The following is a 22,235-nucleotide window of genomic DNA, read 5'->3' as shown; positions in this document are numbered from 1 at the left end:
GCGTTCGGATTAATTTTACAATCTACCTAAAAAGTATGTTTATTTTTTTAAGTTCAGCGATAATATGTCTTATCTTGACCAGTATGGTTCAAAATATAGAAGAATTGATTTTTTTGAGGTTTGTTTTAGGAATTTCTGATGCAGCATTAATTCCATCAATTCAAATATTGACTGTTCAAAACGTTCCTCAGACTATTTTTGGTCGAATATTTAGTTATAATCAATCCGCTCAATCATTTGGAAATGTTTTAGGACCAATGTTTGCGGCCTGGATTGCAACCTTAGCTGGGTATAAAAGCATTTTTATGTTTTCGGCTGTTTTAGAAATTTTAGCATTGAGCCTGTGGATAAATTATTTAAAGTCTCAAAAAAATAAATAACCTAAGCATTCCTTAAATTTATTTTCCAAATCATAAAATTTTCAAAGTTATCGGCTATAATTAGAACTATTAAATTAAAAAGGATAGATCAATTGCCACAAAAGAAAAGATATCCAGCACGTCGGAATAATCGGCGAAGAAGTAAAAAAAATAATAATACAACTTTTATTTTGCTAGCGATCATCGCTGTGTTTGTTATCAGTTTTTTTGTATACAGGAGATATGTTCAATATAAAAGCGAAACACAAGTTGAAATGGTTCAGCAAGAACATAATTCCTTTGTAAAAAAGGTTGCTCCTTATGCAGTAACTTTGGGTAAACAATACGGGGTTTTACCAAGTATTACTATTGCGCAAGCAATTTTAGAAAGTAATTGGGGAACTAGTTCTTTAGCAAGCCAGTATAATAACTATTTTGGTATTAAAGGTGAAGATCCTTCTAATACCAAGGTTTTACAGACTAAGGAATATACTAATGGTCAGTGGATAACCATCAACGGACGTTTTCGAGTTTATTCGGATTTTCGTGAGTCAATGAAGGATCATACAAAATTATTGGTTGATGGAACATCGTGGAATTCCCAGCAATATAAGCAAGTTATTCAATCAAAAGATTATATTGAGGCAGCAGTAGCTTTGCAAACTGATGGATATGCGACTGATCCTGGTTACACAACTAAAATTATTCGGATTATTCAAAAATATAATCTTAAAAAGTACGATGAAGGTATCAAGTGAAAATCAAAGTATGATAGACTCTAATTATTCTATTAAATAGGGGAGAAAGTAATGAAGGAATTAGAAGAAAGAATCAAAACAGATGGTCGAGTTTTAGGCAAAGATGTGCTTAAAGTTGATAGTTTCTTAAACCATCAAGTCGACCCAATGTTAATGGAAAAAATGGGCGAGGAATTTTACAATCATTTTAAAGATTCAGGAATTAATAAGATTTTGACCGTTGAATCTTCAGGTATTGCCCCAGCCGTTATGACTGGTTTGAAATTCCAAGTACCAGTTGTTTTTGCTAGAAAGCACAAATCCGTTACATTGACTGATGATCTTTACACATCAGAGGTTTATTCATTTACAAAGAAGACTACTAACCATATCAGTATTGATAAACGTTATCTTTCAAGTTCTGATAAAGTATTGATCATTGATGATTTCTTGGCTAATGGTCAAGCTGTTAATGGCTTAAATACGATTATTGAAGACGCTGGTGCTACATTAGCCGGTATCGGTATTGTTATTGAGAAGTCGTTCCAAAAGGGTAGACAAATGATTGATAAAACTGGTACTCCAATATATTCATTAGCTCGTATCAAAGCTTTTGAAAATGGACAAGTGGTCTTTGAAGAAGAAGACGATTAGTAATAAGAAGGTGGAATTATGACTTTTATTGCGCCCGGTAAAACGTTAGGCATAATTGGCGGTGGCAGTGAAACTTATATTTTTGAATTAGAAGCTAAAAGAATGGGCTTTAGAACTATGCTTTTGACTGATGAGGAAAAAGATATTGCAACACAAGCTGCGGACAGTTACTTAGTCGGTACGCTGGAAAACATTGAAAATCTAAATGAATTGGGCCATAGAAGTGACCTCCTTTTGTATATGGATGAGAACTTTGACAGTTCGCTTTTAAAACAGTTATCTGAATCGTTTAATGTTGCTCAAGGTGCTGACCTGTTGGGAATCGTTCAGGATCGTTATATTGAAAGAACTTTTTTGAATGATTTAAATATCAATGTTCCACCGTTTTTTTCAATTGTTACGGTGGACGATATTAAAAAGGCCGTTGAAGAGATAGGGTTCCCATGCATTTTGAAACCAATTCAGAACAATCAAACCGTTTTAAAACGTCATATTTTGTATAATGATGAAGATGTTGAACAAGTTCAAAGATTGCTTGAGGATGGGACATACATACTTGAAGCTTGGATTGACACTAAAACTGAATATTCAATTATGGTAAGTAAAAGTAAGGATAAAAAGATTCATACTTTCCCAATGATTCAAGAAATTTACGATGGTTCTCATTTGATGAGTTCTTTCATTTACAAAAAGAATGATCCTGACATTGAGGCAGAAATGCAACGTGTAGCTTTGATGGTAGCTGAAAATATTAATTACGTAGGAATTTTTGGCATTGGCTTTATTGTTTCCCAAACTGGAGTTTTATATGTCAAACGAATTTTCCCAGGAATTAACTATTCAGCAAATGTTTATCAAGAAGCTACGGGTATCTCGCAATTTGAATTACATATCAGAGCCATCTGTGATTGGCCAATTCCTGAAATTTTTCCAATGGTTAATGCTGCTACTTTAAAAATTATTGAAGGCAATTTACCTCAAAGTTTGGATTTGCTTCAGGAAAAGTCACAGTGGAAGTTTAACTATTACACTGGTTTCAAAGCCAAGAATCAAGCTGACAGAGATGTCGGATATATTTCGATTTTTTCAGACGATGTTGAAGAATTAAAGAACGATATCTTAACAACTAATATTTGGAGAGTAGAATAATTCATGATTGATAGATATGTAACTGAACAGATGAAACCAATTTGGACTGACCAAAATAGATTTCAAGCTTGGCTTGAGGTAGAAATTGCTGCCGTTGAAGGCTGGAGTAAGCTTGGAGAAATTCCAGCTGAAGATGCTAAGCTGATTGCTCAAAACGCAAAGTTTGATGTTTCTGAGATTGCTGAAATCGAAAAGGAAACTAAACATGACGTGGTTGCTTTTACCAGAGACGTTTCACGCTATTTAGGACCTGAAAGAAAATGGGTTCATTTCGGTTTAACGTCAACTGATGTAGTAGACACAGCTTATGGATATTTGATGAAACAAGCTAATGACATTATTCGTCAAGATTTGAATGAATTTTTAGAAGTAGTTAAACAAAAAGCTCTTGAATATAAAGATACTGTTATGATTGGGAGAACTCATGGGGTTCATGCTGAACCAACAACTTTTGGTTTAGTATTGGCTAATTGGTATTCAGAGATTAAGCGTGATATTGAGCGTTTTGATCATGCTGCTAAGGGTGTTGAAGCTGGAAAAATCAGTGGAGCAGTCGGAAGCTACGCAAATGTTTCTACAAGTGTAGAAAAATTTGTTTGTGATAAGTTAGGAATACGTCCTCAAGAAATCTCAACTCAAGTCTTACCTCGAGATTTGCATGCTGAATACGTTCAAACAATGGCTTTGATTGCTACTTCTGTTGAACGTTTTGCTTTGGAAGTTCGTCATTTGCAAAGAACCGAAGTTCGTGAAGCTGAAGAATATTTTGCGGCCGGACAGAAGGGATCTTCTGCTATGCCTCATAAGCGTAATCCTATCGGTTCAGAAAATGTTACAGGACTAGCTCGTGTAATTAGAGGTCATGCTTTTACGGCCTTAGAGGACGTTCCTTTGTGGCATGAACGTGATATTTCTCATAGTTCGGCTGAACGAGTTATTATTCCTGACACAACAGAATTGTTGGATTATATCTTAAGAAGATTTACTAAAATTACTAAAGATCTTACAGTTTTCCCTGATAAAATGTTAGAAGATATGAATATTACTCATGGATTGATCTTCTCTCAAAGAGTTCTTTTGAAGCTAGTTGAAGCAGGTTATTCACGTGAACAAGCTTATGATATTGTCCAACCAATGACTGCTAAGGCTTGGGATGAAAAGAAAGATTTCAGAACTATGCTAGAAAATGATACACGCGTGACTGATAAGTTGTCTGATGCTGATCTTGATGATGCCTTTGATTATCATTGGCATTTAAGAAATGTTGACGAAATTTTTAAACGTGTTGGATTAGAGTAGAAGGCATAGGCTGACTTACAAGAAGAGTCTGTTTTTTAATTCAAATATATATAAAATACCTAATGATTAAATTTAATTCGTAGCTAGAATTAAATTTTAAAAGTCATTAGGTATTTTTGAATTATTAGGTTTTAAAAATAATATGGAAACATATGTTCAAAATCAGTCGTTTGATTTTCGCTCTTACCACAAAAATTTGCTACAATATAAACAGCTATTTTAAGTACGACTAAAACTTTTTACACAAAGATTTGAGGGATTTTTAAATTGGACGATACTATGTTAAAAGGTCTTAACCCTGAACAACAAAAGGCAGTTAAGGCTACAGAAGGACCACTTTTGATCATGGCCGGTGCAGGATCTGGTAAAACCAGAGTTTTGACTCATCGTGTGGCTTACTTGATTGAAGAAAAAAATATCATGCCTTGGCATGTTTTAGCAATTACTTTTACCAATAAGGCTGCTAAAGAAATGAAAGAAAGAATTGGTAAATTATTAGACGAATCAGCTAATGATGTGTGGGTTTCTACTTTTCACTCTCTTTGTGTAAGAATTTTAAGAAGAGATATTGATAAGATGGGGAAACCTAAGACATTTACGATTGCTGATCCTAGTGAACAAAGAACGTTGATGAAACAGATTTTAAATAAAATGAATTTGGATCCTAAACGTTATGATCCTCGTGCCATTTTGGGAACTATTAGCAATGCCAAGAACGAATTGCAGACACCGGCTGAATATTCAAAGGTGGCTGCTTCGCCATATGAACAAACTGTTGCCAATGTATATGATGCCTACGCTAAAGAAATGTCTCGTAATAATTCTTTAGATTTTGATGATTTGATTATGCAAACTAGTGAGTTATTTGATCAATATCCAGATGTATTGGAAAAATATCAGGAAAAATTTCAATATATTCATGTCGATGAATATCAAGATACTAATGAAGCTCAGTACAAATTAGTTAAGCAATTGGGTGCTAAATATCGTAACGTTTGTGTTGTTGGTGATGCTGATCAGAGTATTTACGGTTGGCGTGGTGCTAATATCCAAAATATTATGAATTTTGAAAAGGATTATCCAGAAGCTACAACTATTAAGTTGGAACAAAATTATCGTTCAACAAAAACAATTTTGAAGGCTGCTAACGAAGTTATTAATAATAATGATAATCGTAAACCTAAAGAATTATGGACGGATAATTCCGATGGCGATAAGATTAAATTTTATCGTGGTCAAAATGAATCTGATGAAGCTCTTTATGTTATTGATCAAATCAAGAATTTACTACTAAAAGGCTTTAATTATGGCGACTTCGCGGTTCTTTATCGGACTAATGCACAGTCGCGTAATTTTGAAGAGAAACTTATGCAAGCTAATATGCCATATAAGATTATCGGTGGGCATAAGTTCTATGATCGAAAAGAAATTAAAGATATTTTGGCCTACTTGCGTTTGATTGCTAATCATGATGATTCGATGAGTTTTCAACGAGTTATCAACAGTCCTAAGCGAGGCATTGGTCCAGGAACTGTTGATAAATTACAAAATTATGCTGATGAACATGGCTGGTCACTATTAGAAGCTGCCGAAAATATTGAATTGTCGCCATTAGCAGCTCGTCCTCGCAAAACAATCGGGGAATTTGCTAAAGTTATTGATGATTTAACTAAATTGGCTGAAGATCAATCAATGACTGTTTTAATGGATCATTTATTGGAAGATTCAGGCTATGTTGACGACTTGAAACAACAGAATAATTTGGAATCACAAGCACGTGTAGAAAATATTGAAGAACTTTTAACTGTGACGACACAATTTGATCAAGCTTATGAACCAGATCCTGATGTTGATGAAACTCGTTTGACGACTTTCTTAACAGAATTATCATTAGTCAGTGATCAAGATGAGATTGAAGAAGAACAACAAGAAATTACCTTAATGACTTTACATGCAGCTAAGGGATTGGAATTTCCAGTGGTCTTCTTAGTTGGTATGGAAGAAGGAATTTTCCCATTAGGACGTTCATTGCTAAAGGAAGACGACTTGGAAGAAGAACGTCGTTTAGCTTACGTAGGAATTACTAGAGCTGAAAAACGTCTATACTTAACGAATGCAGTCAGTCGGATGCTTTACGGTCGACTTCAAAACAATCCAACCTCACGTTTCGTTGAAGAAATTAAAGATGATGCTATTGATCGTGTTAATAGTAATGCTGGCAATGTGGGCGGACCACGTGAAAGAGATTTGCCATTTAGTAAACGTCGTCGAAATGTTGCAACAACTGCCACATTTAAGTCACCTACCTTGAAAGCCAAAGGTGCTTCTGGCGCTGAAAAGTTGCATTGGAATGTTGGCGATAAGGTTGACCATAAGAAGTGGGGCCAAGGGACTGTTGTTAAAGTTAACGGCGATGGCAAGAACGCTGAATTAGATGTTGCCTTTAAGAGCGAGGGCGTTAAACGTCTTCTAGCTGAATATGCACCAATTAAAAAAGTTACTGAATAAGAGGTGGAAGTATGGCAGATTTGACAAAAGAACAAGCCAATCAAGAATTAGCAAAAATTCGTCCACAATTGAATGACTGGAGAGACGCCTACTACACTAAAGATGCTCCAGTAGTTGAAGATAATGTTTATGATAAACTTTATAATCGATTGTTAGAGCTGGAACAAATGTATCCAGAATTAGTTACTTCAGATTCGCCTTCTCAAGAGGTCGGTGATGAAACGCTTCCTGACTTTAATAAAGTTACTCATGATATTCCAATGCTTTCTATGGGGGATGTTTTTTCTGAAGCTGAATTAGCGGAATTTAATGACCGAATTGAAAAAAATGTTGGACATGAGGTTGATTATAATGTTGAATTAAAAATTGATGGTTTATCACTATCACTAATTTATGAAAATGGTATCTTGATTCAAGGTTCAACTCGTGGCAATGGAACAATTGGTGAAAATGTTACTGAGAATGTAAAAACGATTAAAGATATTCCTCAAAAACTAAGTCGTCCACTTTCAATAGAAGTTCGTGGCGAATGTTTTATGTCTAAGAAAGAATTTTTACGTTTGAATCGAGAACGTGAGGCTGAAGGACAACAAGTTTTTGCCAATCCTAGAAACGCTGCTGCAGGTAGTCTACGTCAACTTGATCCTAAGATTACAGCCTCTAGAAAATTGGATACTTTCATGTACACAATTGTTACATTCGATGATTTGAATGTTTCAACTCAGCATGAAGCTTTGGAAACTTTAAAGGAACTAGGATTTAACGTTAATCCAACAGCACAAGTGACAACTGGCTTGAAAGGTGTTAAAGATTTTATTGAACGCTATGGTCAGATTCGTGATGAACTTGACTATGGAATTGATGGAGTAGTTTTAAAGGTTGATGACTTAGCGATTCAGCAAACTTTGGGTAATACGGTTAAAGTACCTCGTTGGGAAATTGCTTATAAATTCCCACCAGAACAGGCTGAATCAGTTGTAAGAGAAATTACATGGACAATTGGTAGAACCGGTGTTTTGACGCCAACAGCAGTAATGGACCCGGTTGGTTTAGCGGGAACAACTGTAGCACGCGCTACTTTGCATAATGAAGATATGATTCGTCAAAAAGATATTCGAATTGGCGATACTGTATTGTTACATAAAGCTGGCGATATCATTCCTGAAGTTTCCCAAGTTGTTTTGAACAAACGTCCAGCAGATTCAGTACCAGCTGAAATACCAACACATTGTCCATACTGTGGTTCAGAGTTAATCCATTTGGAAGATGAAGTGGCGCTACGTTGTATCAATCCTAAGTGTCCTGCTCAGGTGAAAGAACAATTGACGCACTTTGCTTCTCGTAATGCAATGAACATTGATGGTTTGGGACCTAAGATTATTGAACAACTTTATACCAAGAAATTAGTTCAAGACGTGGCCGACATTTATAAATTAACGGCTGATGAATTGGCAACTTTAGATGGCTTTAAAGAAAAATCAATTAATAATTTGCTGACAGCAATTGATAACTCAAAGAGTAATTCAGTTGAACGTTTAATCTTTGGATTAGGAATTAGACACGTGGGTGCCAAGGCTGGCCGAATTTTAGCTGAAAATTTTGGCAACTTGGATAATTTGATGTCCGCTACTAGGGAAGAAATTCTTGAAGTAAATACTATGGGTGAGATAATTGCAGATAGCATTGTAACTTATTTTGCCAATGAGGATGTTCAAAAGCTGATTAATGAACTAAAATCAGTAAATATTAATATGAATTTTATCAGTAGTTCAAATTCTAATGAAACAAACAGTCATTTTACTGATAAAATAATTGTTATAACCGGAACGTTACAGAATCATAAACGTTCTGAATTGTCGGAGAGACTTGAAAATCTCGGAGCTAAAGTTACTAGTTCAGTTACTAAAAAGACTGACATCTTGATTGCTGGCGAAAAAGCTGGTAGCAAGTTAACGAAAGCTCAGCAATTAGGAACACAGATTATTGATGAAACAACATTGTCTAATTATTTAGATGATGCCAAAGAGTAGGAGAACAGTTTTGAAAAAATTCTTAAAAACTACATCGTTATTGCTGATGTGCTCGCTTCTTTTAGCTGCTTGTGGTAATTTACAAAATTCTAGCTTGTCATCTGGTGGTGGCGACTCTTCCAAGAGTTCAGTGCAAACTACATCAGCATCAGATTCAAGTAATTATGATGTTTTGTTGAGTGGCGGGAAGTATAAAACAAGTCCTATTTCTGGACTAACTGCAGCTGATAATAGTAATCAATTCAACAGTCGCAGCTTTGAAAGTGGTTTAATGAATTTGTCGAAAAAACAGTTTTCAACAAATTCTTATGTCTTTCAAGAGGGACAAGTTCTGTCTGCTAGCACAGTAACGGATTGGTTAGCCAGAAAGTCTAAGAAAAATGCTTCTGGGTTGAATCCTGAATCTAATGGCTCGACAGCAGCTGATAAACGAGCTCCAATGTATTTTCAACAGATGCTTGAAGAAGACTATCTTCAAAAGCAAGATGGTAAATATAAATTGGCTGGGATGTCAATTGGTATCGCGATGAATAAGATCGATTACTATCAAAAGAAACAATATGGAGCTACATATAAGACAACTATTTCAACTGAAGAGCAAAAAGCTCAAGGTGAACGAATCGCTAAAGAAGTAGTTCAACGCTTGCGTAAGGATAGTAAAGTCGGTAACATTCCTATTGTTGTGGGATTATATTCTGTAGCGCCAGAGGATACATTAGTTGGTGGTACTTACTTCCAATATGCAGTAAGTAAGAGTGATGATTTAGGTAGTTGGAGTACGTTGAATTATAAGAATCAAATGTTACCAACAGTTAATGGCGATACGGCTATTAGTAGCAGTGATTCAGATGCCTTCTCTAATTTTAAGGATCACATTCAAAATTATTTCCCTAACCTTTCAGGTGTTACTGCCCAAGCTCACTATGATGGCACTAACCTTAAGTCAATGGATATTACGATTAATACCCAATTTGATGGATTAGCCCAAGTAACCAGTTTCACTCAGTTTGTACAACAGAGTGCGACAAAGTATTTACCATCTGGAGCAGATATAGATATTAATATTCAAACAGTTGATAATCAACAAGCCGTAGTTACACGTACAAACGGTAAGTTCTATTCACACGTTTATGATGCAAATTAAAAGGAGAAACAAATGATTTCAAAAGATGAAATTTTACACGTTGCCGCACTGGCCAATTTGAAATTCCAAGATGATGAAGTTGATAGTTTTGTTAACCAATTAGATAAAATTGTTAATATGGAAAGCAAATTATCAAGTGTTGATACAACTGGTATCAAACCAACATACAATATGGGTGACACAAATACTGTCTTCCGTGAAGATAAGGGCGTTCATACGCAAACTAGAGAACAAATGCTTGAAAATGTTCCGGAAGTTGATAATAACCTTATCAAAGTTCCAACAATTGTTGATAAGGAGGACGATGAATAGTGGATATTAAAAAAGAAACAATTGCTTCTTTACATGATAAATTAGTTAATAAAGAAGTAACTGCCGAAGAATTAGCTACTGATGGGCTTAAGCAAATCAAGGCTAATGAAAAGAAATTAAATACTTTCATTACTGTTAATGATAAGGCTCCTGAAGCTGCTAAGGCCATTGATGAGAAGGGAATTGAAGGTCCTTTGTCAGGTATTCCTATTGCTTACAAGGATAATATTGTAACTGAAGGAATTAAAACTACCGCTGCAAGTAAGATTCTCTATAACTTTATGCCAGTTTACAGTGCAACTGTTCTTGAGAAATTACAAGCTGCTGGTGCAATTGATATTGGTAAGACTAACCTTGATGAGTTTGCCATGGGTTCATCAACTGAGACATCATATTATGGTACATCAGTTAATCCTTGGGACTTTAGCCGTGTTCCTGGTGGTTCTTCAGGTGGTTCTGCTGCCGCAGTTGCCGCTGGTGAAGTCGTTGCTGCTTTAGGTACTGATACTGGTGGTTCAATCAGACAACCAGCTGCCTTTAATGGTATTTTTGGTATCAAGCCAACTTATGGACGTGTATCACGTTGGGGCGTTATTGCTTTTGCTTCTAGTTTGGATCAAGTCGGTGTTATGTCAAAACGTGTTGAAGATTCTGCAACCGTCTTGTCAGTAATTGCTGGTCACGATGAACATGACTCAACTAGTTCTGAAAAAGAAGTTCCTGATTATCGTGCTAATTTGAGTAAAGATATGTCTGGCGTTAAGATTGCCGTTCCCAAGGAATTCTGGCATGAAGGTACTCATCCAGATGTCTTAGATAATGTTAACAAAGCACTTGATGCTTATAAGAAAATGGGAGCAACTGTTGAAGAAGTTAGTCTTCCAAGTTTGAAGCATGCCGTTGAAGTTTATTATATCTTGGCTTCTAGTGAAGCTTCATCTAACCTTCAAAGATATGATGGTGTTAGATATGGTTTCCGTGCTAAAGATGTTAAGAACATTAAAGAATTGTTCGTTAATTCAAGATCAGAAGGCTTTGGCGATGAAGTTAAGCGTCGTATCATGTTAGGTACTTTTGCTCTTTCTGCGGGTGCTTATGATGCTTACTTTAAGAAAGCTGCTGAAGTAAGAACTATCTTTATTAAAGAAATGACAAATGTCTTAAAAGACTATGATTTGATTATGGGACCATCAACAACTACACCTGCATTCAAGATTGGTGAAAAGGTTGACGATCCATTGGCAATGTATATGAATGATATTTTGACTATTCCTGCTAACTTAGCTGGTCTTCCAGCTGCTTCAGTTCCTGCAGGTTTAGCTGATGGTCTACCAATTGGTCTTCAAATCATTGGTCGTCCATTTGATGAACAAGCTGTCTTCAATGCTGCCTATGCTTTGCAAGAAGAAAATAAATTTTATGAGAAAATACCAACTGCACTAAAGGGGGAAGACTAATGAATTTTGAAACAACTATCGGACTAGAAGTTCACGTTGAGTTAAAAACTAAGTCCAAGATGTACAGTCCTTCACCAGTTGCTTATGGTGCTGAATCTAATATCAATACCAATGTTATTGACTTTGGTTTTCCAGGAACATTGCCAACTGTAAATAAAAACGGTTATCGTTTGGGTGTTATGGTGGCTTTGGCTTTGAACGCTGAAATCGAACATCATACTCACTTTGATCGTAAGAACTACTTTTATCCTGATAATCCTAAGGCTTATCAAATTACTCAACAAGATAAACCATTGGGTCATGATGGCTATATTGAAATTGAAGTTGATGGCGAGAAGAAAAAAATCGGTGTTGAAGAACTTCATGTCGAAGAAGATGCCGGTAAGAATACCCACGGAAACAATGGCTATTCATACGTTGATTTAAACCGTCAAGGTACGCCTTTAATTGAAATTGTTTCAAAACCTGATATGCATTCACCAGAGGAAGCTTATCAATATCTAGAAAATCTTCGTAAGATTGTTCAGTTTACGGGTGCTTCTGATGTTAAGATGGAAGAAGGTTCCATGCGTGTTGATACCAACATTTCTATTCGTCCTGTTGGTTCAGATACATATGGTACTAAAGTCGAATTGAAAAATTTAAACTCATTTAACCATGTTAAGTTAGGTTTGGCTTATGAAGAAAAACGTCAAGCCGCTATTTTGAAACAAGATGGCAAGATTGGTCAAGAAACAAGACGTTTTGACGAGAAAACTGGTGAAACGTTCTTGATGCGTGTTAAGTCTGGTGCCGATGATTATCGTTACTTCCCAGAACCAGATCTACCTGATTTTGACATTTCTCCAGATTGGATTGCTGAAATCAAAGCTGGTTTGCCAGAAACAGCCGCTAAGAGACGTGAACGTTACATCAATGAATTAGGTATTCCTGAATATGATGCCGGAGTTTTGACTGATACAAAGGAAATGTCTGATTTCTTCGATGAAGCTGTTTCTTATAAAGCTAATCCAAAATTGGTTTCTAACTGGTTAATGGGTGAAGTTAATGCTTATTTGAATGAAAAGAGAATTGGTTTACTTGATACTAAGTTAACACCAGAACATTTGGCTAAGATGATTAACTTGATTTCTGATGGTACAATTTCTTCTAAGATTGCTAAAAAGGTCTTTAAAGAAACTATTACTAATGGTACTGAACCAGAGGAATGGGTTAAGTCTAAGGGACTTGTTCAAGAATCTGATCCAGCCGTCTTGAAGCCAATGATCTTAGAAATTCTTGATAATAATCAACAATCAATTGATGACTTTAAGAATGGTAAGGATCGTGCCGTTGGTTTCTTAGTTGGTCAAATTATGAAACAAACACATGGACAAGCTAACCCTAAAGTTGTTAATAAGATTTTGATGGCAGAGTTAAAGAGTCGTTAGTGAGGGAAAGATATGCGTGCTAGACTTATATATAATCCAACTTCAGGCCATGAGACCATGAACAGTAATGTTGGAGACATTTTGAATATTATTGAAAAAGCTGGTTATGAGGCTAGTGCCTATCGAACGACACCTAAAAAGAACTCAGCTAAAGATGAAGCTAGACGAGTAGCTAAAGAAGGCTTTGAATTAATCGTTGCTGCAGGTGGCGATGGTACAATCAATGAAGTTGTTAACGGAATTGCGGATTTGGACAAACGTCCGGAGTTGGCAATTATTCCGGCCGGAACAACTAATGATTACGCCAGAGCTTTGAAGATACCTCGTGATGATGTGGTTGAAGCTGCTAAAGTTATTCTTAAAGGGCAAAAGTTGCCTGTTGATATTGGTCAGGCTGGTTCGAAATATTTTATTAATATTGCCGGTGGTGGTTCAATGACCGAGTTGACTTATGAGGTGCCTTCAGCCTATAAATCAATCTTGGGATACTTAGCCTATCTGGTTAAAGGTGCTGAAATGTTGCCAAGAGTTAGTCCTATCGATATGCACATCGAATATGACGATGGTGTTTTTGACGGCAAAGCCACGATGTTTCTGATTGGTTTAACTAATTCAATTGGTGGCATGGAGCAAATTGCTCCTAATTCGGTAATTGGCGATGGAACTTTCTCTTTGATTATTGTTAAAGAGACCAATTTAAGAGATTTAGTTCATCTGATTGCCCTAGTACTAAATGGTGGTCGTCATGTTTATAATCCCAAGGTTATTTATACTAAGACCAAGAAGATCTCAGTCCACGCAAACGATAGTAATCGCTTGATGGTCAACCTTGATGGGGAATATGGTGGAGATGCACCAATGGAATTTACTAATTTGCACAATCATCTCAATATCTATGCAAATGTTGATTCAATTCCGCTTAAAGCAATTAATTCATCAACTCTTAGCGAAAAAGATGCTGGTGAGAAAATTATCGAAGAAGAGAAAAATCTCGATAAAGATAAAGAAGATAAATAAAAAAAGAATTGGGAAGTGGATCAAAATAAGGATTCGTTCTCAAATTTGGTTAAGGATACCGTTCTCCGTACCAAGAAAATTTGGTTGGAACGTAGTGGCACGACTTGGAGCTTTTTGGCCTTGTCAACAGTTTTCAATCTCGGCCTTCTACTAAGTCAATTTTCTTTGTTATACCGGACTAGTTATTGTTTCTACTTGTATGTATTTGTAAGATTATAAATAATAAATATTTAGAGATTTTAAAATCCACAATACTGCATTTTTAGTTATTAATGTTAGAAACAAAACTTTAGTCTATGGGGATTTCGTGGACGACGGCAATCATAAACTAATTCAGTTAGTATTAGTTATAATCAAATTTGAAAGAATCCTTTTGACACTTCTTTTTTCTATGTATAGGTGAAAAATGGAAAAACCAAATTTAAAAAAGAACCAAGAAGTAGAATTAAATATTGAGGATTTATCATACGAAGGTAAAGGTGTTGCTAAAGTTGACGATTTTACGCTCTTTGTCGACAATGCTTTGCCTGGCGAAACTGTTAAGGCAGTTGTTACACGAATTAACAAAAATTTCGGTTTTGCTAGAACCCTTGATGTTTTGAAAGAATCACCTGATCGTGTTCATGATATTGATGCAATTTATGCCCAAACAGGGATTGCTCCCTTAAGTCATTTGAAATATGACAAGCAACTAGAATTTAAACATAATCAAGTAGTAACTGATTTTGATAAAATTGGTTTAAAAGACATCACCGTTAACGAAACTTTAGGGATGGAATCACCATTCAATTATCGAAATAAAGCTCAAGTACCAGTTCGTCAAGTTAATGGCAAATTAACAACTGGCTTTTATCGTCGTCGTTCACATGATCTTGTACCTATGGAAAACTTTTTGATTCAAGATCCTAAGATTGATGCTGAAATTATTCGTGTTCGTGATATTTTACGTAAATATAATGTTCGTGGTTATGATGAACAGAATCAAAAGGGTCAAATCAGAACTATTATGGTTCGCCGCGCTTACTTTACAGGTGAGATGATGATTGTCTTGGTTTCACGGACACCCGATATTTCACATTATAAGGACATCACTAAAGAAATCTTAGCTAATCCTGAAGTTAAATCACTCTTCTTGAATATTAATTCTAAGAATACGAATGTTATCTTTGGTAATAAGATGACACTTTTGGGTGGTAAAAAGTATATTGATGATAAGATTTTAGGTCATACTTACCGTATTTCACCAAGATCTTTCTATCAAGTTAACCCAGTTCAAACACAAAATCTTTATCAATTGGCTATCGATAAAGCTGAATTGACTGGCAAAGAAGATGTTGTCGATGCTTATTCAGGTATTGGTACAATAGGTCTTTCACTAGCTGATAAAGCTAAGCACGTAACCGGAATTGAAGTTATTGAAGATGCTGTTAAAGATGCTGACCAAAATGCTAAGTTAAACAATATTACTAACACTGATTTTGTTGTTGGCAAGACCGAAGACGTTTTGGATGAGTGGGCTAAAAATGGTATTTCAGTTGATGTTTTAATGGTTGACCCTCCACGTAAGGGACTAGCTAATTCATTGATTGATTCATTGAAGAATATCAAACCAGAAAAAATTGTTTATATCAGTTGTAATCCAGCCACTTTAGCACGTGATTTATCATTATTAAGTGATACTTACGAAATTGGCGATGTAACGCCAGTTGATATGTTCCCAATGACAAATCATATTGAATGTGTTACTCAACTAAAATTGAAATAAGGTTATAGCATGAAACTAATTTTAGGTATAGGTGCTATTTTAATAGGAATCTGGCAAGTATATATTTCCAAGCAATATTTTAATAGCTTGAAAAAACAGTCAACCCCTTTGATCTTAGGATTGATTGCTTTAATATCCAGTTTGGCTTTTGCGGCTTGCTTACTGATTTATGGAATAATGCTATTGATTTAATACTGTCGGTTTTATATTTTGAGAGTTAAATTCTTACTTGAAATTAGTTATTCCCGCCTTCCGCCAAAAGTAAAACTTAATTGGAATGCTGTGGGCATAATTTTAAATNTTAATTGGAATGCTGTGGGCATAATTTTAAATATTTAAATACAAAAATAGCTAATGACTTTTTATACTATAGTCATTAGCTATTTTCGTGTAGATTTAAATATTATTCTTCGTCGGGACCTTTTTTAATAGGTTTGGTTGGTACGGAACCGTTGATGCCGTTGCCGACGATATACTGATGGAAAATGTTAATAAATTGGTTATTGGCAATCATATCGGAATGTTGTGCCTTAGAGCCTGTTAGAGTTATCAAGGTACAGTGTTTGATATGACCTTCGTAAACATACTTACCGGCATCGACGCTACCGAGCGGAACGATCCCATCATCAGTGTATAATTGGGTTCCAGCAATAGAGTAGTATGTTAAATCAGTAGGAATTTTATCACGCTTTTTTATCAGATCATTTAACATTTGTGTTCGATTAGAAGTATTTTTTTCTTCGAAATTATAAGGCGTGCCTACAGTTAACATTTGATTAACTATGATTGTTGAATCATCAAAATAATTTTCTAAGAAATAAGTCCAAACTAGACCACCGTTAGAATGACCAAAAGCATTGAAATTATTGAAGCGATACTTAGCTTTTAATTTATTAAAGGCAATGTCGAACCAAGCAGCTTGCTTTTTTATATTTGCATAGCCGTCCTTATTGTTTTCAAAGCCCACAACGATAAAAGGTCGATCATCATTGGGACGAATATTTCCAGAAGAGGTTATTTTACCGTCAGTATGGACAGTCATTTTTAATAAACTATGATGTTCACCGTATTGGTGATTGATTGTTTTAACCAAATCATCAAAGCGATTAGCGGTTGCACTGCTACCAGGAATCATAATAAATGGCGACATAGGAGAATTATATCTGCCGGCCAAAGTTGAGACGTTTCTTTTGGTCCATATGTATGAAGGAACACCTAGTAAAATAAGAAATAAACTAAAAAACAGTAAGTATTTGAAATTTTTATTTTTAGTTAAACTACGTAGGCGCATTAAATCACACCTTCTTCAAGTCCTAGATTGTCCATTAATTTAACTTTAGCAGCCATTTTAACGAATGGTATGTAAATGTATGTAGCAATAATTATTGCGAGAATAGAGAATCCTAGAGCCTGCCAGCTACCGTTAGTACCAATAAAGGCAATTAATGGTCCTGGCGTTCCGATTGGAACCGGATAAACGCTTGGCGGCATCAGATGCAGAACAATAGCTATAGCAGCCATCAACATGTTGGCTAATGGAGCTAAAATAAATGGAATAAAGAAAATGACGTTAAAAAATATTGGAATACCAGTCATAACGCCGCTGCCAATATTAAAGATACTAGGAATCATGGCCCAACGAGCAACAGTTTGAAAGTCCTTGTCCTTAGAAACAATTAGAATGGCAATTATTAAGCCTAGGATAGAGCCGGTCCCGCCGTAAGTCGCAAAGGCATGGTAAAGGGTTGAACTAGTAAACGGATTAGGGGCATTCCAAGCGGTGTGTTTTTCAAGCGCATAATTAAGATTGACAGTTGAAAGAACATCCATCTTTTCGACACCTAGAGCCGAATATGTCCCTGACCAGCCGAAAAATGACATCACAAGCGTGTAAATAGAAAAGAGTAGAGTTCTCCCTAATTGCGTCCAACTATTGCTAGAAGAGGATTCAGCAGCTAAAGAATTAATGAAGTTACCGGGTGCTTCAGAGTAGTAAGTAACATTAATTAAAATGCTAAATATTACCGCAATGATTAATGAGAAAACAATTGGTTTTAAGGAAATAAAAGCTCTTTCCAAAACATTGGAGGATGATTCGCTTTTTAAATTAGGATCTGGTCGGCTTGTTTTTTTAAAAAGCCAACCGATAAACATACCTAAAACAATGGCAAATAAGATTCCCTTCATGCCTAAAATATCGGGATGAAAAGACATAAGCTGTAATTTAGAATAAGAGTAATCCACAATTAAAAGAGCACTGATACCAGTTAAGCCAGCTAGTTGATCATCACGGTGATAATATTTAGCAGTGTATTTAGCTGCACCAAATATTGCAATGACTGAAACCCATCCTAAGGAGAGGCTATATAAGCTGTTAGTGATATTATCAATTTCTCGATAAATAAGATCGTTATTTAAGGCAGGAAAAATATCAGTTAAGAATCCCTCTTTTCCAATAACGACAGTTTGAATTATTTTAATAAAACTGCCAAAAAGGGCAAAAGGAAAAATTAAAAGCAATGTTCGTTGAATAATCCGATAGATCAATAGTTTTTGAACCCTCAAAGTTCCCAGTACTAATTTTTCCTCAAATTTATTGCTAAATTGAACTTTCATGAAAACACCTGCAATCTCTTTTGTTTTACATTCTAGGAAAATTATAACCTCCAACAAAAAAAGCCGCCATTAAAGCGACCTTTTTTTGTTTAAGTAATGTATATAATAAATTGGTAATCCTAAAAGCGTAATACCAATACCAGTGAAGGCTAGTCCAGGCTGACGGATTAAGGTAGATAGAATGATATAAGTTCCACCTGCCATAGCAATCAGTGGAGGTAAAGGATAGAAATTGATTTTATAGGGACGTTCCAATTCAGGCTCATTTCGACGCAGAATAAATACTCCAATGAACATCATCATCGAGAAAATCCACATAACGAAAACTAACATGTCGGTAAGAAAGTCAAAACTTCCCATGAAAATCATAATGATGGCAATAACAGTTTGAATAATACCAGCATTTGCGGGAACACGAGTATTCTTAGTTAGTTTACCGAAAAATTTTGAAAAGACAATTTCATCATCGGTGCCTAAAACGTAACTAACTCTAGGACCTGTCATTGTATATCCATTGACGGAACCGAAAACGGAAATTAGAATACCAATGGTAACAATTTTCCCACCAATTTCGCCAAAAATTTTGATGGCAGCCTCTGAAGCAGCATTTTGGTTGCCAGGTATTAAATGAAATGGCAAAGCTTTGATGAAAACAAAGCTGATCAAGACGTAAATTAGAGTGATAAAGAATAAACCAACGATAATTGATTTAGACAAGTCTTTTTCAGGCTTTTTCATTTCGCCAGCTAGATTACCAACGTTCATCCAACCATCAAAAGCAAACATAGTGGCAAGTAAGCCGCCACCCATTGATGACCAAAAGTTAGCATGATGACCAGATGTGATTGGAAATAAGGTAACACTGTGACTCGTAGGCGTAAAAATACCAACGATAATAATTAAAACGATAGGAATTAATTTAGCGATAAGAGAAATGGATTGGATTCGACCTCCAACCTTAGCTCCCATCAGATTGACTGCATATAAGAAAACTGCAAGAGAAATTGCTATTGGGATTTGCCAAGTACTAGAAATATTGCAGAGATTCATAACTTGAGTAGCAAAGATGATCGATAAGGCAGAAATCCCTGCTGGATAGTAAATCACAGATTGTGCCCAAGCTAAGAGGAAGGCTGGAACTTTTCCATAAATATATTCAATATATTTATAGATACCTCCAGCAACTGGCAGTGCAGAAGCAAGTTCAGCAATTGTTAAACCAGCATTAATTGTAATAAATCCAGCCAGTAACCAAACAAAGATAGTTAAACTGGATGAGCCTGTGGCGGCAGTGACACTAGAGATTTTAAAGAAAACTCCGCCCCCAATAACCAACCCCATGACGGTCGACAGAGCAGGAAAGAAACCGAGGTCTCTTTTTAAACTAAATTTATCTGTTTCTTCGTTCATAAAGCAAAAGTTCTCCCCTCAATGGTATAAAATAAAATTATATACCATATTGATACCGTTCGAATATTTTTTTGTTGGTAATTGCGCTTACATATAAGTAAAATTAAAAGCAGAGGTGATTTTATGATTAGTTTAGGAATAATAGGAACAAATTGGATCACGAAACAGTTTGTTAAGGCAACTGATGAGACTAAGGCATTTGGCTTAACTAACGTTTATTCACGTACAGAGCAAAAAGCTCAGGAATTTATTGATGATTTAGGTAAAAGGGATATCAGTATAAGTACTGATTTAAAAAAATTCTTTAAGGAAGACTTTGATACAGTTTATATTGCATCACCCAATGCCTTGCATTTCATTCAAGCAAAATAGGCCATTGAGAATGGTAAAAATGTGATTGTTGAAAAGCCAAGTACTTCGACAATTGAAGAATTTGCTATTTTAGATAAATTAGCTCATGAAAAGAATGTTTATTTGTTTGAGGCAGCTCGTCACATTCATGAACCTATTTTTAAGAAGATTGAGGCTGTAGTTGAAAAACATCGTAGTGATTTAAGCGGAGCTACGTTCTCTTATATGAAATATTCTAGTCGTTATGACGCTTATAAAAATGGAGAAAATCCTAATGTGTTTACAACTAAGTTCTCCGGTGGAGCATTGTACGATTTAGGTGTATATACTGTCTATGATGCGGTTGTTTTATTCGGTCAACCAGAAAAGGTTTCTTACAATGCAGAGTTTTTAGCATCAGGAATCGATGGCAGTGGCAGCTTGACATTAAAGTACTCTGATTTTGATGTTGATATCATTATTGGTAAGACCAAAAATTCCTATATGTCTTCCGAAATTTATTTTGGTAAGGATACATTATTGCTCGATAATGGTGGCGATATAAATCACCTAGATTGGGCTGACGATAATAAGAATATTACCGATGTACCAACTAATAAAAGTGAAAATCCTATGGATTCAGAAGCTAGTGAATTTGCTCGTGTAATGAATGAAAATGATACAGAAACTTATGATAAACTGTTAAGATATGCAAGAATAGTAAATAGAGTTCTTGAACAAGCCAGAACGAGTGCTGGACTTGTTTTCGATGCAGATGAGGAAAAATAAATTGGAAATACCAAAATTATATCAGGATTATTTTAAACAAAATGAATTTAAGGCTCTGACTAAAATTCAAGAAACGGTCTACATGCCGTTCAAAGAGGGTAAAGATTTAATCGCTATGGCTCCAACGGGGTCAGGAAAAACCTTGGCCTTCGTTATGCCAATGCTTGAAACCATAGTACCCAAAGATGGATTACAAGTTTTGATCTTAGAGCCATCACAAGAATTAGCTATGCAGGTGCGTGATGTCATTCAACCATTGGCTAAGCTTGTTGATTGTAAGGTACAAGCCTTAACTGGAGGTGCCAACCCGGTTCGCCAATTGAAGAAGTTAAAAGAGAAGCCTGAGATCATTGTGGCTACTTTAGGACGTTTGAATGAATTAGTTGAGTCACGTAAAGTTAAATTAGGGAAAATTAACACCGTTATAGTTGACGAAGCGGATGAAATGTTGAATGAATCCAAGCTAGAAAGCGTTCGTAGCACTATATCTGAAATGCCTGCAGATGTCCAAATGACTTTCTTTTCAGCTACAGGTAATGATATTTATAACGATATGCACAAATGGTTTGGTCAAGATTTCTTGTTGATTGACCAACGTAATGATACCAGCTACACTTCCGGTATTAAGCATTACTTTGTCGAAGCAAATTCAGATTATATTAAGAGCGCAATGATTCGAGAATTAGCTCACAATAAAAAGTTCTTGGGAATTGTTTTCTTCAATAATTCTCGTTCGCTCCATAAAGTTATTAGTAGTTTGAACCATGACAAAACTAACTTTGTTTCTTTAGATAGTAAAATGAGTTCTCAGCAACGTAAAACGGCGTTACAACTATTCTCAACCAAGAAAGTTAATCTAATGTTGACAACTGATGTTGCAGCTCGTGGAATGGATATTAACAACATTAATACGATTGTTAACTTTATGATTCCACGTGATGATAGCGAATATGTGCACCGTGCTGGTCGGACTGGTCGAATGGGTAAAAAGGGTAATGTTATAACATTTGGTAATAATCATGATTTTAGAAACCTTAAAGATCTAGTTGAAGTTAAAGTCAATACAGCTTATATAACCAATGATGGTAAATTAACTGAAGAATATGTTCCCTTTACAAAGAATGTTCGTCGTGAAGAATCTGTTGAAAAGACTCATAAGAGTAAGCCTAAAAAGAGACGCCGTGATCAAAAGAATAAAGGCTACCATCCTAATAAAAAATAAAGTATCA

Annotated in this window: 18 protein-coding genes and 1 pseudogene; 16 read left to right on the top strand and 3 right to left on the bottom strand. The window is 35.5% G+C overall.

What is annotated here, in order from left to right; translation table 11 throughout:
* From FD26_RS06225 to FD26_RS06160, 14 genes are all read left to right on the top strand, one after another.
* The coding region (locus tag FD26_RS06225; protein ID WP_156401777.1) for an MFS transporter at positions 1–380 on the top strand (380 nt) is incomplete at its 5' end.
* Positions 381–472: 92 nt separating this feature from the next.
* Positions 473–1,117, top strand: coding sequence for a glycoside hydrolase family 73 protein (locus FD26_RS06220; protein ID WP_057867565.1), 645 nt, complete (start codon positions 473–475; stop codon positions 1,115–1,117).
* A gap of 51 nt (positions 1,118–1,168) precedes the next feature.
* Positions 1,169–1,750 (top strand): xanthine phosphoribosyltransferase, encoded by a 582-nt coding sequence (locus FD26_RS06215; RefSeq protein WP_057867564.1) that lies wholly within the window; start codon positions 1,169–1,171, stop codon positions 1,748–1,750.
* 18 nt (positions 1,751–1,768) lie between these two features.
* Positions 1,769–2,899: an ATP-grasp domain-containing protein gene (locus tag FD26_RS06210; RefSeq protein WP_057867563.1), complete on the top strand. Its 1,131-nt coding sequence runs from the start codon at positions 1,769–1,771 to the stop codon at positions 2,897–2,899.
* A 3-nt stretch (positions 2,900–2,902) separates the two neighbouring features.
* Positions 2,903–4,198 carry an adenylosuccinate lyase gene (gene purB / locus FD26_RS06205; protein WP_057867562.1) on the top strand — a complete coding sequence of 432 codons (1,296 nt, stop codon included), beginning with the start codon at positions 2,903–2,905 and terminating at the stop codon, positions 4,196–4,198.
* Between the two features lie 279 nt (positions 4,199–4,477).
* Complete coding sequence (pcrA, locus tag FD26_RS06200) at positions 4,478–6,706, top strand: DNA helicase PcrA (RefSeq protein ID WP_057867568.1); 2,229 nt, start codon at positions 4,478–4,480, stop codon at positions 6,704–6,706.
* Positions 6,707–6,717: 11 nt separating this feature from the next.
* A complete protein-coding gene (ligA, locus tag FD26_RS06195; protein ID WP_057867561.1) occupies positions 6,718–8,736 on the top strand; it encodes an NAD-dependent DNA ligase LigA in 2,019 nt (672 codons plus the stop codon).
* 10 nt (positions 8,737–8,746) lie between these two features.
* Positions 8,747–9,880, top strand: a complete 1,134-nt coding sequence (locus FD26_RS06190) for a CamS family sex pheromone protein (RefSeq protein ID WP_057867560.1) — start codon at positions 8,747–8,749, stop codon at positions 9,878–9,880.
* Between the two features lie 12 nt (positions 9,881–9,892).
* Positions 9,893–10,192: an Asp-tRNA(Asn)/Glu-tRNA(Gln) amidotransferase subunit GatC gene (gene gatC / locus FD26_RS06185; RefSeq protein WP_057867559.1), complete on the top strand. Its 300-nt coding sequence runs from the start codon at positions 9,893–9,895 to the stop codon at positions 10,190–10,192.
* A complete protein-coding gene (gene gatA, locus FD26_RS06180; protein ID WP_057867558.1) occupies positions 10,192–11,649 on the top strand; it encodes an Asp-tRNA(Asn)/Glu-tRNA(Gln) amidotransferase subunit GatA in 1,458 nt (485 codons plus the stop codon). Before gatC ends, gatA begins: the two co-directional genes overlap by 1 nt.
* A complete protein-coding gene (gene gatB / locus FD26_RS06175; protein ID WP_057867557.1) occupies positions 11,649–13,079 on the top strand; it encodes an Asp-tRNA(Asn)/Glu-tRNA(Gln) amidotransferase subunit GatB in 1,431 nt (476 codons plus the stop codon). The genes gatA and gatB overlap by 1 nt, the downstream gene beginning before the upstream one ends.
* Before the next feature lie 12 nt (positions 13,080–13,091).
* Positions 13,092–14,096: a diacylglycerol kinase gene (locus FD26_RS06170; protein ID WP_057867556.1), complete on the top strand. Its 1,005-nt coding sequence runs from the start codon at positions 13,092–13,094 to the stop codon at positions 14,094–14,096.
* A gap of 406 nt (positions 14,097–14,502) precedes the next feature.
* On the top strand, positions 14,503–15,861 hold the full coding sequence (gene rlmD / locus FD26_RS06165) for a 23S rRNA (uracil(1939)-C(5))-methyltransferase RlmD (RefSeq protein ID WP_057867555.1): 1,359 nt from the start codon (positions 14,503–14,505) through the stop codon (positions 15,859–15,861).
* Positions 15,862–15,870: 9 nt separating this feature from the next.
* Positions 15,871–16,053 (top strand): hypothetical protein, encoded by a 183-nt coding sequence (locus tag FD26_RS06160; RefSeq protein ID WP_057867554.1) that lies wholly within the window; start codon positions 15,871–15,873, stop codon positions 16,051–16,053.
* A 211-nt stretch (positions 16,054–16,264) separates the two neighbouring features.
* On the opposite strand, the gene FD26_RS06155 is transcribed toward FD26_RS06160, so the two are convergent.
* The 3 genes from FD26_RS06155 to FD26_RS06145 form a co-directional block, all read right to left on the bottom strand.
* Positions 16,265–17,152: an alpha/beta hydrolase gene (locus FD26_RS06155; protein ID WP_057867553.1), complete on the bottom strand. Its 888-nt coding sequence runs from the start codon at positions 17,150–17,152 to the stop codon at positions 16,265–16,267.
* Positions 17,152–18,477 (bottom strand): PTS transporter subunit EIIC, encoded by a 1,326-nt coding sequence (locus FD26_RS06150; protein ID WP_057867552.1) that lies wholly within the window; start codon positions 18,475–18,477, stop codon positions 17,152–17,154. Before FD26_RS06150 ends, FD26_RS06155 begins: the two co-directional genes overlap by 1 nt.
* 69 nt (positions 18,478–18,546) lie before the next feature.
* A complete protein-coding gene (locus tag FD26_RS06145) occupies positions 18,547–19,887 on the bottom strand; it encodes an APC family permease (protein ID WP_057867551.1) in 1,341 nt (446 codons plus the stop codon).
* 123 nt (positions 19,888–20,010) lie between these two features.
* On the opposite strand from FD26_RS06145, the pseudogene FD26_RS06140 reads away from it, so the two are divergent.
* Together FD26_RS06140 and FD26_RS06135 are read left to right on the top strand one after the other, a co-directional pair.
* Positions 20,011–21,006, top strand: a pseudogene (locus FD26_RS06140) (Gfo/Idh/MocA family protein).
* 1 nt (position 21,007) lies between these two features.
* On the top strand, positions 21,008–22,228 hold the full coding sequence (locus FD26_RS06135; protein WP_057867550.1) for a DEAD/DEAH box helicase: 1,221 nt from the start codon (positions 21,008–21,010) through the stop codon (positions 22,226–22,228).
* Positions 22,229–22,235 lie beyond the last annotated feature (7 nt).

It is taken from the genome of Companilactobacillus crustorum JCM 15951 (assembly GCF_001434585.1).
Lineage (GTDB): Bacteria > Bacillota > Bacilli > Lactobacillales > Lactobacillaceae > Companilactobacillus > Companilactobacillus crustorum.
Note: the sequence above shows the minus strand (reverse complement) of the source record. Positions and strands in the feature narration are given on the sequence as shown.